An 11,833-nucleotide genomic window follows, 5' to 3' on the forward strand; every position below is an offset into this window, starting at 1 on the left:
TTCCTCATTCAGATTGAAGCCGGGTATCTTTTAAACAGGTTAAAAAGATGTTCAGTTTGGTTTTGCGTCCATCGCAATAACAACCGTTTTCAAACTACTTTGCTTCCACAATGAACGAGTAATCTCCCGAACCAAGCTCAAAAATCGCCCTGTCATCTTCCATTTTTATAAATTTTATGTCCTTAGTTGACTTTAGTTTCTCTGAAATCTCATTTTTGTTATGTGCGGGAACGTAAGCTAAAGCCTTTGTATTTGGCGGAATCGTGACCTTCCAGTTAAACGATTTTCCAGTTTTACTGTAGGCGCTTTTGATTAAACCATAAACCGAATTGTAGCTGGCATTTACTGAATTTAAACCGTTTATCATTTCAGGCTTCATTATAATTTGTTTAAAGGCACCATATTCGGACTTTATTCCGGCCAGATTTTCGTAATACCAGATTAGCAAATCGCCAAGCATCATGACGTGATTTTGCGAATTCATTTTTGGGTCGGCAGTGTTTCCATTCCATAATTCCCAAATTGTGGTGGCACCGTTTTCAACCATATAGCCCCAACTTGGGTAAGATTTTTTTGTGGCGATGGAATAAGCCAAATCAGGCCTGCCGTAATCGTTTAAGCAACGCATTAACCATTGGATACCTACCAGTCCATTACTTAGATGGCCCCCGTTTGTTACCTCGACCGTATAAGTAATGTTCTTAAAAACTTTTTCAACTTTTTCCTTTGGAACCAAACCAAAATAGAGCGGAATAATATTGTCTGTTAATGCATTGGAGGCATAATAAGCTTTTTCGTCGTTATAATATTTTTGGTTGAAAGCATCTTTGATTTTATCGCCCAGCAACTCATAGCTTTTAACATCTTCCACATTACCAATTGCATTGGCAAACTGCATCATCAACTGCGTAAAATGATAATAATAAGCCGTTGAAATTAATTCTGAAGGATACTTTTTATCGGCACTTTTTCCTCTTCCAATTTCAATTGTTAGGGGTGGCATGCACCAATCGCCGTAGCTATCTTTGGTTAAAATATAATCTTTCATATAGCGGTCTTGCATGTAAGCTAACCACTTTTTCATCGCCGGATAATTATCCCGAACGGCATTAACATCGCCGGTTTGCTTGTAAACCATTTCCGTTACCAAAAGCATGGCACCGGGCCAGGTCATATTGTCGCTGTAATATCGCCAGAAAGCTGGCGCAACATCGGGGATGGCACCATCTTCCTTCTGTGAATTTCTGATGTCTTGCAACCACTTGGTGTAGAACCTGCCATTGTCAAAAACGAAACTTTCGCCATAAGCAACCGCACCTCTATCACCCAGCCATGGCATGCGCTCGTTGCGTTGCGGACAGTCGACCGGGATGCCTTTATAACTTCCGGCAATTCCCCACCACGCATTTTTGAAAATCTGATTGGTTAATTCATCCGATGTTTCAAACGTTCCAACGGTTTTAACATTATCATAAATCATTTTTCCAACAAAATCATTTAGTGATGGCTGGTAAGCGTAGCCGGAAAGTTCCACATATCTAAAGCCACGGTAAGCAAAAGTAGGCTCCCACGTTTCAGTTTCAGCACCCTTCAAGGTGTACAAATCGGTACATTTTGCATTACGAAGGTTGGCGGTAAAAAGTTCGCCATTGGTTTGCAACGATTCGGCAAAGCGCATCTTAATTTGCTTCCCTTTTACACCCCTCACTTTAATTTGCAACCAGCCTACCATATTCTGCCCCATATCCAGGATGTATCTACCGCCTGACAGCTTGCTAACCGAGACTGGTTTCAAAGTCTTCATCACCCGCATATTTTCGTTCATTTGGGCCTCTATTACACCTGTAGGTTCCTGAACAAATTCGGCTTTTGCCCATTTGCTGTCATCAAATCCACTTTTATTCCAATCAGTAAATTCTTTATTTGCATCATATTCTTCGCCATCATATTCATTGTTGGCTCTGATTGGTCCGTCGGTTGTGCCCTTCCAACTATCATCTGTATCAATGTTGGTGCTTGTTCCATCCGTGTAAACAATGTTTACGTTCAGCAGCATTTTTGGAAAACCAAAGGTTTTAATTTTATAAGGCTTTTCATTTTGGCGCATGGCGAAAAACCGACCATTACCTAAAATTGTACCAATCGCGTTTTTCCCATTTTGGATGTAGCTGGTAACATCATAAGTATTGTACTTTACATTTTTTGTGAAATCCGTTGGCGATGGCGACAATACATCCTCCCCCACTTTTTTACCGTTGATAAAAAGCTCATATAAACCTAAGCCGATAATGGATGCTGTAGCGGATTTAACCGCTCTCGTAGTTTGAAATTCCTTTCTGAAATAACGTGCCGAAAGCCGGGAATCGGTTTTGATGTTATCCCAGGGGAAAGCCCTGTCGAACCCAATCCAACCCTTAGGCCAGTCTTTATAATACAGTAAACCCATCGAAAAATAGTTTACTTTACACCATTCGCTCTCGCCGGCAGTTGTCCATACTTTAACTTTCCAATAAGCCTTCAATCTACTCTTAAGCGCCTTACCATTGTAATTAACATAAATAGATTCTGCAGAACTTACCTTTTTCGAGTCCCACAAATCACCTTCACCAGCATTTAGCTTTTCAGCAGATGATGAAACCAATACCTGATAGGCCGTTTGCATAACATTGCGTTCGCCTGAGCTGATTTGCCAGCCAAAACGCGGTTTTTGAACATCAATTCCTAAAGGATTTTCAAGCATTTCGCAGGTGGTATTTTGCAAGGAAACCTGCGCCGCCAACTTGGTAAATGTTAGCAGCCAAATGCTGATTATCAATATGTAGATTTTTATGTTCATTTCGTTTCGCAGTGATTAACCGGTTAAGTGAAACACTTTTTTTTTAATTTCTTATCTTTCAATTATTGTCGCTGACTTCCAGGGGCAACTATTAATTTAACTTCCTTTGCCCACCCACTCATAAATTTCTGAGTGATTTGATTGAAGTTTTCTCCGTTATCGTTTAAATATTTACCGCTCTCCCATTATCCTTGGCAGTTTCATTTAATTGAAAAATCAAAATACAAAGTCATGTTTAATGCCCTGCTTGGGTCTTTATCAAAATCGTAATAAATATTTTTCATACCCATCGGGCCGGTTGTTTCTGGTTTCTGGGTTTTAGTTCCAATTGCTGAAATTGCATTCATGAAGGAAATATCGCCGTTAGGGAAAGTTGGGCTGATGTTATCATACTCTGTATCTTTTGATTTCCTGGGAGTAAACAACCTCATGAAAACATCCTCCCTGTCCGTTACTACTTTGAACGATTGATTTTTACCCGTAAACTCACACCAGTACATGTTAGCGTAATAGCCTTTAAACTCGGGATATTGCCATGCAGGTTCGCCGGTAGCGGAGTCGTTGTAATCCTTTTTCCAAATCCCGAATTCTGTGCCTTTCATTCTATTTTTCCAAACGCGATATGGGCCGTTGCCTTTGTAGTTAACACTTTTGATATCCTTTTCGGGGTAGGAGAAATTCAATCCCACGAAAGTGGTAAAGTATTCTGATGGAAAATACCGAACTTCCATTTTCAGCCAGCCCGAGGGATAAACAGTCCAGGTTAACGTGTTCCAGCTTTCTTTCTTATCAAATTTGGACGCTATAACCAGATTTTCGCCATCCATCTTAGCGCTAAAATTTTTGAAATTATTAACACCTTCCTGCAAAATGGGCCCGTTTGTAAATGGAATTATGCCACTGGCATTTTTGGCTTGTTGCAGTAAACCGGTTGTTTTATTAAAGGTTAAACCAATTCCATTTGCAGAAACCCTGAAACTTTGAGCGTCTTCGTTTAAAACCACTTTTGAACTCCCCGTTGTTGATACGATTTTTTGTGCATCGGTAGCAGGCAAAGTAATTGGAAAACTCCAGGTAAATAATTCTTTGCCATAAACATCTTTTATGGTGAGGTAAAAGGCGTCAAAAGTTCGCCAGTCGGCAGGAAGAGTGATTTGTAATTTCCCCTTTTCGAACGGCTTAATATTTGGTGCACTTGCCTTCCCGGCCTTAAATTCACCATCTCTTTGCGCCCCGAGCTTTTTTAGTTTCCATTCGAAAGAGCATTGATTGACGTTTGTAAAGGCGTAACGGTTTTCCAGCAAAAAGGATCCGTCAAACCCTGCAGTCATTTCGCGATGCTCTACAAAAACAGGGCTCCAAACTTCCTTAATTGTGAAGAAACTGCCTTCCTTCTCATGGTATGGGCCAACTATGCCATCAGGACCATGGTTTCCATCGGTATCAAGTTCGCGGTTTTTATCAGTACGAACTACCGCCTGGTCGGCAAAATCCCACAAGAAACCACCTGCAGAAAGCGGGTTATTCCACATTGCATTCCAATAATCTTCTATGCCCGCACCATGACCACCATCCCACATGCCATGCAAAAATTCGGTCGGCATTAAAATGTTGTGACCATGGTCGTAACTACCAATCCCATAATTATATTCGCGATAGTGGGTGGTTTCGAAACCATTAAAAACTTCCCAGGGATGAATAACCGGCCGTTTCTGAATGTCTTCTTCAACAAAAAGGTGGTCGAGTTCACGGTTGTGGCCACCTTCATTTCCATTTGCCCAGAAAATAATTGATGGATGGTTCTCATCATTCACCATCATCTCCCTCATCAATTTTGTACCTGTTGGCGTATCGTAGGTTCCGTGCCAGCCCGCCAACTCGTCCATAACATATAAACCGAGCGAATCGCAGACATCTAAAAAGTGCCCGTCAGGCGGATAGTGCGACATACGAACGGCATTCATGTTCATTTCTTTCATAAGTTCAACATCGGCAATGCTGATTTTTTTACTGGTTGTTCTGCCTGATGAAGGATAAAAAGAGTGTCGGTTTACGCCTTTGAATTTTATTTTTACGCCATTAACATAAACCCCGTCGCGTTCCTTAACCTCTATTGTCCTAAACCCAATTTGCTTTGTAAGCCGATGAACTTCCTTACCGTTTTTTATTAAGGTAAAAGTTGCGGCATAAAGATTCGGAAATTCTGACGACCATAGTTTAGGATCCGAAAATTGATGGTTCAACATTATTTTTTGCGAACCTTTTTTGATTGAGGTTGTAAATTTGCTTCCAAATCGTTTTTCATCTTTTGTAGACAGTTCCACTTCCACCTTATCAGCATCTCCGGTAAAAACCAATTGCGCATTAAAACTACCGTCGGCTTTGGCATCAATCTGAAACCGGTTAACATGCGTTTGGGGCTCGGCTTCTAAATAAACCGGCCTGAAAATGCCTCCAAAAATCCAGAAATCGGCTTTGCGCTCTGCTTCATTAACCGATTGATTAGCAGAATGCTTTGAAACCGTAACTTCGAGCAAATTATCGCTGCCCGTTTTTACGATTTTAGAAATATCGTATTTAAAAACGTAAAACGAACCCTGGTGAATTGCACCCGCCGATTTTCCGTTTATTTTAACTTCAGTATCCGTCATCGAACCCTCGAAAACAATATTTATTTTCTTGTCTTTCCAATTTGCCGGAACCACGAACCTGAACCTGTAAAGCCCTTGTTCTTTACCTTTATTTTCTTCTTTATTAAAACCATAATTGTACTTTCCAAAGCCCTGCAATTCCCAGTTTGACGGTACCGGAATGGTTGTCCATTTACCCGAATTTGCGCCCGCTGTGCAGAAAAAATCCCAATTAATGGTGTTGTCGTTTCCAGTTCCTGACAGGTACATTTTTTCCGTAAGCTGTGCATTTGCAGCGCCAAACATCATTATCGAAAAAAAAAGAAGTATCAATCTGGCTTTCATTAGTTCACTTTAAACTTGGCGGTTAGGGGATTATCAGTTCTGAAAGGTAGCGCAGGCAGGCCATTGCTGTAGAAGTTTCCTGCCGGGCTTTCTGTCCAGTTATAACGCACGGCAGCCGGGGCAGAAATTTCCTTTGAATAAACGATAACCCTATCATTCTGAACAAAAGCCTCTGCATTTACAAATTTGCCATCGTGACCGGCAATCGTAAAACCCGTTAATGAAGACGACTTAGCTGAGTTCAGGTAATCGAATTCGAGCAGCGCTTTACCGTTTTTATAAGAAACTGCTTTGTAAATCGGGCCCGAAAAATTTATCTTTTGCTGATAAGTTTTCCCAAGGGCCATCAAAGCTAACCTTCTGCCTACTTCCCATTTGTAAGTTGGGTGCAAGTCTGCGCCGTTGTCATTTAAATCTGATGTTGAAATCATGCCGGTAAATGGTATGCGTAAAACCTGCTGTTGCGCTTCCCAAAAACTGGGTTCTGTATCTGGTGTAAGTACAACTTTATCGCTTTTTTGCTTACTGTAATCGTAAGGCGCTATTTGAACATAGTAGAAAGGCAATTGCTGTTCGCCCCAGGCTTTTCGCCAAAGGTTTATCAAGGTTTTAACTTTATAGGCGTAGCTAAGCGTTTCATTCAAAAAGCAGTTGGTTTCGCCCTGGTACCACAAAAAACCCCGGACTTTGAATTTTGAAAGCGGTTCGATCATGGGCACATAAAACTTACCTGGGTCGTTACTTACTTTTTGGTTATTAAAATATTTTTCCTGGTTGAAAGCTTCCTGAGCAATCCAAGGCTCAATTGCGCTTCCGGAAACGGAAGAAGAAATGATTCCAACTGGGACACCTAATCTTTTTTGAAGTTCTTTTCCGAAGAAATAACCAACAGCGGAAAAGGCCCGCAGCGCTGAATCTTCGGCAACAGCCCAACTTTTATGAATAGAATCTGGCTTTGCCAATTGTTTTCGGTTCACCAGAAAAATTCTAATCTGGCTATTGTTTGCTTGCTCCACCTCATCCGCGGGAAAACCTAATTGTTCATTTTTCGGCTTAGGAATTTTCGCAAGTTTACGCATTTGATATTCCATGTTGGATTGACCTGAACATAACCAAACTTCGCCCACCAAAATATTGTCTAATTTGATTTTATTGGTGCCTGAAATTGTCATCGACTGCGGTTTCGCCGATATTTTTAGTGGATTTAGAACAACCGACCAGTTTCCATCTTTATCAGCTTTTGTTTGTTTTGTCTGACCGGCAAACTCCACTTTTACATTTTCGTCAGGAGATGCAAAACCCCAGATATTGATTGGTTTATCGCTCTGCAAAACCATGTTGGAAGATAAGATTTGGGGCAAAAGTATTTTAGCATTTACAGAAAGTGAAACCAGCAAAAATAACACCAGCAAAAGAGCTTTGCCTGCGTTTGGCGAAGACACCGAACTTATGCAAAATGACGACTTATTTTCCGCCACTTCCATGTGGGTATTACGAAAACCAGAAATGCTTTTAAATAGCTTTAAAGATTGCTCAATTGCGGGAGAAACCGCAGTTTTCTGAGTTGAAAAATATATTTTTCCAGAAAAATCAATCATCCTAAAATCCCTCCGTTCTTAAATATTTAATGGAATATACCGCCTCTTTTTTCTCGTATTCTCCTGCGTTTTTTAGGTCGTAGGTTTGGTCTGCAGCAGTATCAACATCAGGAAAGCGGCGAACATCGCCAGTGCGAAAAACGATTCGGGAAACATCAGCTACCGGCTGAAACGCTAAGCTGGTTAGTACATCTTTCCCATTTACGCTAACTGTGTAAAAGCGGGTGTGCGCATCTAATTTCAGTTTAACGTTGTAAACTTTTCCGGCTTCATATTTCATAAAATTTTTGTAGCGGGCGCCCGCTTTTGCGCTTAAAGTTCCGGTGGTATCAAAAGTTAAACGTACGGTTGCCATTCCTTTTGCATCCTGCAGCTCAATCTCGAGCAAACCAAAGTCATTTTGTTTTGGGCTAACCGAAAATGATGTGATTACTTTTTTCGAGGCAGGAAATAACCTTTCCGCTTTGGCAAAATCGAATGGATCTTTGTCTTTTAAAACCAGCGCACCATTTTCGACACTTACCGGCGCCCAAAGCGGACTATAAATGTTCCACATTGCTAACGCTTTGCCCTTTGGCAATTTTTCAAAGTCATCATTTACATGCTGTGTCGCGATGTCGGTAACAGGCACCGGAACCGAAGAAACCCAGATATCTTCTTTATTCATGCTATAAGTTACCCATAATTTACCATCGGCAGGTTTTCCATTTCCTTCTTCAATGCCCCGAACATATTGCGGACCATAAGATTTGTAATTTCCGCCATAGCGCATTGGTGTAATTTCTCCATTAATCAGCAGCAAATTTGTGTAGTCCAAGCCATTTTTGCTTGTCGATATTGCCAGTGGCCACCTGTATTCTGAAGGATTGTAAACTGTTGCAAATCTCCCGTCACTTGTTTTTTGTCCCCAGATTTTTGCATTACTATTTACAAAACCCGGAGCACGAACTGCACTTTCTGGCCAGCTTTTTCCATTGTCGGTACTGATAGCCGTTAGCGCATTTTTCCACAAGCCAACAACTCTTCCATCGGGTAAATGATAATAACTAAACGCTTTATATTGCTTCTGCAAGGTAATCAGAGGGTCCTTTCTGTCAGCTTCCTCATTCCATTGCTGTGTCATTAACTTATTGGAAAGCAATTCGTTACAAGCCTGAATAAAGTTTGCGTTTTTGCTTTTAGTGAAGTAAGGATATCTGGCGTTCTTTTCTGAGTAGCCTGGATTGTAATGAATAAAATAGATTGGGCCGTACTTTCCATCAGCCTGAATTTCGCGAACCGCTCTTCCAATACCATGACCATCATTCGGGTCGTCTTTTGCATCAAAACTGATGGCATAAAAGCCTAAAACCAGGAAAACATTTTTGCTGGACACGTAAAAGCCCATTCTTTGATGCATTACGGCATCTAAATCTTTGGCAACATCTGTTCTGCCCTCTTTGGTTGTCCCATCAGGAATTCTATAGACCGGAAAAACAACATCAGGCTTAGTCCAGCTATAACCATCTTTTGAGGATTGAACTAATGTTTGTCCCGGCGGAATACTTTCACCAACCTTGTCGCTTAGATATTCTATGTAAAATTTACCATTCCAGTAGGCTAACATCGGAGCGTGGTTGTATGTCCAGCCAAAATTTTCTGCCAGCTCCGGATGCTCCCTGTTTGCCCTAAACGTTTGAATGCTGTGAACGCCCATTACCGGCGAAAGTTGCCCGTGATGATAATCTGCATTAACCAACGTTTTACCCGTGTAACGCACCGTATCTTGCGCATGCAATTTTGTAATTGCAAACGTTAGTAGTGTCAAAGCAAGTATTTTAAATGTTTTCATTTTTATTCTTATGCGTTTCGTCATTGCGAGGTACGAAGCAATCCTACAAATAAGGGTTTCCTTTCTTTCGCTTTAAGATTGCTTCTTACCTCGAAATGACGACACTTCTTTTCTATTCTATTAATCACCTTGCAACTAAGCCTTAGTACCCCGTCTTCGTTATATGTAATCCGGCTTAAAAAGAGATTGCTCCTTGCCTCGCAGTGAGGTTTACTTTTTCAATCTCTCAATCACTTTTCTTTTTACTTTTATAATCGTACCATGTTTATGTCCTTGTGGCACAGAAACTTCTGCCGTTACATCGTTAAATGTCTTAAAATCTGATGTTTTGTAAGCCGAATAAATCTTTTGTCCGTAAGCATCGAAATAAATAAGCCAGTCGTTTTTAACTTTTACAACAGTTGGGCCTTCGGTTAACTTCGGACTAAAAGTTTCTGAAACATTTTCATAAGGCCCTAAAACCTCTTTCGAGAAAGCCACTTTTAAATTTCGGTTTGGGCGGGTGTTATCCTTCAATACCAGTATATAATCTTTCGCAGCTCTTTTCACAATTACGGCATCTATAACACTAAAGTCAGGGTCAAAGAATAACTTTGGTGCAGAAAAGGTTACAAAATCTTTCGTGGTGATGCTGTACATTCTATGGTTATTATCTTCATCTTCAATTCCTTTTGCAAAGCGAAAAGGCACGGTCGATGCCCAAATAATCACATATTCGTGCTTTTCATCATCATAGAAAATCTCGGGTGCCCAAACATTTACAGTTTTGGGTTCGGTTTCCATAACGGGAAGAAATTTCTGAGTCGTCCAGTTAATTAAATCTTTAGAACTTGCATAACCGAAACCTCTATCGCCTTTCCAGCTGCAGGTCCAAACTAAGTGAAAAGTTCCATCGGGTCCTTGAACAATTGAAGGGTCGCGTAAGACTTTCTGGGTACCAATTTCAGGTTTCAAAAACGTTTTATTCAAATCCGTCCAATGGTAAGCATCGTAGCTGTACAAAAACCGTAATCCTTCAGTTGCAGGTTCATGGAAAGAGGTAAATAAATAAGCTTGTTTAGCGCAAGAAGTTAATCCACACAAAGCCATGCCAAAAATGGCTAACCGAAATGACGATATAAATTTTGCTTTAAACATCTGTTTATAGAGAGATTACTTTGTGACCCCACCTTATGCCGGCGGTTTAACTATTTTATATTTTATCTAGTATCAAAACCCAGTCGTTGCCATTTGCAGGCGTTCCCGGTGGATTAAATTCTTTGATCCCCTTATTTTCAAACTCGCCAATTGGCGTTATTTTTCCGGTGCGTGGATCGAACCAGGATGCTTTAACATCATCGCCATCTATTTTACCCATTTGAACACTAAAATTTCGCCCTCTATAGCTGTAGAGCATGGCAAATTCTTCGCCACGCGTTGCCAGAATGCGCTCGTACTTTTCGCCGTTTTTTCCAGAAACCAAAGTCTGATCAGGTACGCGGTCGAAATACGAGCGAGACAACATCAAATCTTTAATGTATTTCATTTGCCTGGCGCCGGGTGCATTTATTGCTGTAATCCATTGTTCTTTCGGACCGTAAGCTGGTTTTAAATCAGTCTTTTTGTACATCTGCATCACCGAATTGTGTCCGTACGTATAACCGAATGCACCTGCAAAAACCGACCAGTAACCGTATCTTCTCACATCAGCGGCTGTCCAACGGGGCTCAAGTGTATCATGTAAGCCTTGCGGAATATCCTCATAAGATGGTTCTCCATCAATTGTTGGCTTAGTAGGTTTTAACTGGTAATCGGCCTCAATATATTTCCAGTTGTCTTCGCCATAATGCAGTTTCTCATTTTTAGAAGTATCCTGGTCGTAGCGGCGGTGACCAGATTGAACCATATCAAAATCGCACCAAGCTGCTTTTTGAAACCATTGCGAAGAAGCTGTCCTCCCCCTCGGGTGAAAAGTGATGAGGTGATTAGGGTCGTTCGCTCTTAAAGTTTCACCAATCGTGTTCCAAACGTCCATACCTTCACTTCCCTTTATATCGCCACCATTTAACCAGATTATATTCCATTTATCTTTATATCGCTTTGCTAAAAATTCGGCATAAGCTTTTGCCTGGGTTTTGTTAACTTTCTTTTCTTTAACATTTGTGCCCCAAACCGGCACCATTGCCATGTAAAGACCTTTTTCAGCGGCCTTATCAACAATATAATCTACATGATCCCAATAATCGTAAGCTAAAGAATCTTTCGGATTATTGCCCGGCGTAATCATCGGTTTTGAAACATCAGCATGAACAACTGAAGAATCAAGATAAACATTTCTCGATGGCACCTCATGCAGAAGCATCACCTGAATTACATTGAAACCTTTCTGTTTACGGTCATCGAGATAGGTATTTGCCTCTTCCCTGCTCAACCTTCCAAAAAGCAACCAGCCAGTATCGCCCAGCCAGAAAAACGGATTGCCATCGCCGGTTGTTAAATATCTTCCATTTCCCGAAACCAAAAGGCTTTTGTCTCCAAAATGAGCTTTTTTCTTACAGCTGATAACGATAAGCGAAATGAAAACGAGAAAGTATAGCTGAGATTTAATGTTCAT

The 11,833-nt window shown here is 40.9% G+C and carries 6 protein-coding genes; all 6 read right to left on the reverse strand.

Annotated elements, in window-relative coordinates:
• Positions 1-94: 94 nt before the first annotated feature.
• Positions 95-2,836: an alpha-L-rhamnosidase gene (locus AC0IWT_RS07075; RefSeq protein WP_471796600.1), complete on the reverse strand. Its 2,742-nt coding sequence runs from the start codon at positions 2,834-2,836 to the stop codon at positions 95-97.
• A 200-nt stretch (positions 2,837-3,036) separates the two neighbouring features.
• Positions 3,037-5,811 carry a glycoside hydrolase family 2 protein gene (locus AC0IWT_RS07080; RefSeq protein WP_471796601.1) on the reverse strand — a complete coding sequence of 925 codons (2,775 nt, stop codon included), beginning with the start codon at positions 5,809-5,811 and terminating at the stop codon, positions 3,037-3,039.
• Positions 5,811-7,409: a sialate O-acetylesterase gene (locus AC0IWT_RS07085; protein WP_471796602.1), complete on the reverse strand. Its 1,599-nt coding sequence runs from the start codon at positions 7,407-7,409 to the stop codon at positions 5,811-5,813. Before AC0IWT_RS07085 ends, AC0IWT_RS07080 begins: the two co-directional genes overlap by 1 nt.
• 1 nt (position 7,410) lies before the next feature.
• Positions 7,411-9,240, reverse strand: a complete 1,830-nt coding sequence (locus AC0IWT_RS07090; protein WP_471796603.1) for a six-hairpin glycosidase — start codon at positions 9,238-9,240, stop codon at positions 7,411-7,413.
• 210 nt (positions 9,241-9,450) lie between these two features.
• The gene (locus tag AC0IWT_RS07095) at positions 9,451-10,377 is read right to left on the reverse strand and encodes a glycoside hydrolase family 43 protein (protein WP_471796604.1); all 927 of its coding nucleotides are present in this window, start codon (positions 10,375-10,377) and stop codon (positions 9,451-9,453) included.
• 55 nt (positions 10,378-10,432) lie between these two features.
• Entirely contained in the window at positions 10,433-11,833 is a 1,401-nt protein-coding gene (locus tag AC0IWT_RS07100; RefSeq protein ID WP_471796605.1) for a glycoside hydrolase family 140 protein, read from the reverse strand.

The organism is Pedobacter sp. AC464, from assembly GCF_979253075.1.

What these genes read in the sequence shown, in the direction of transcription:
- AC0IWT_RS07100 (WP_471796605.1), bottom strand. Translation starts at nt 11,833, where the DNA reads ATGAACATTAAATCTCAGCTATACTTTCTCGTTTTCATTTCGCTTATC.
- AC0IWT_RS07090 (WP_471796603.1), bottom strand. Translation starts at nt 9,240, where the DNA reads ATGAAAACATTTAAAATACTTGCTTTGACACTACTAACGTTTGCAATT.
- AC0IWT_RS07075 (WP_471796600.1), bottom strand. Translation starts at nt 2,836, where the DNA reads ATGAACATAAAAATCTACATATTGATAATCAGCATTTGGCTGCTAACA.
- AC0IWT_RS07095 (WP_471796604.1), bottom strand. Translation starts at nt 10,377, where the DNA reads ATGTTTAAAGCAAAATTTATATCGTCATTTCGGTTAGCCATTTTTGGC.
- AC0IWT_RS07085 (WP_471796602.1), bottom strand. Translation starts at nt 7,409, where the DNA reads ATGATTGATTTTTCTGGAAAAATATATTTTTCAACTCAGAAAACTGCG.
- AC0IWT_RS07080 (WP_471796601.1), bottom strand. Translation starts at nt 5,811, where the DNA reads ATGAAAGCCAGATTGATACTTCTTTTTTTTTCGATAATGATGTTTGGC.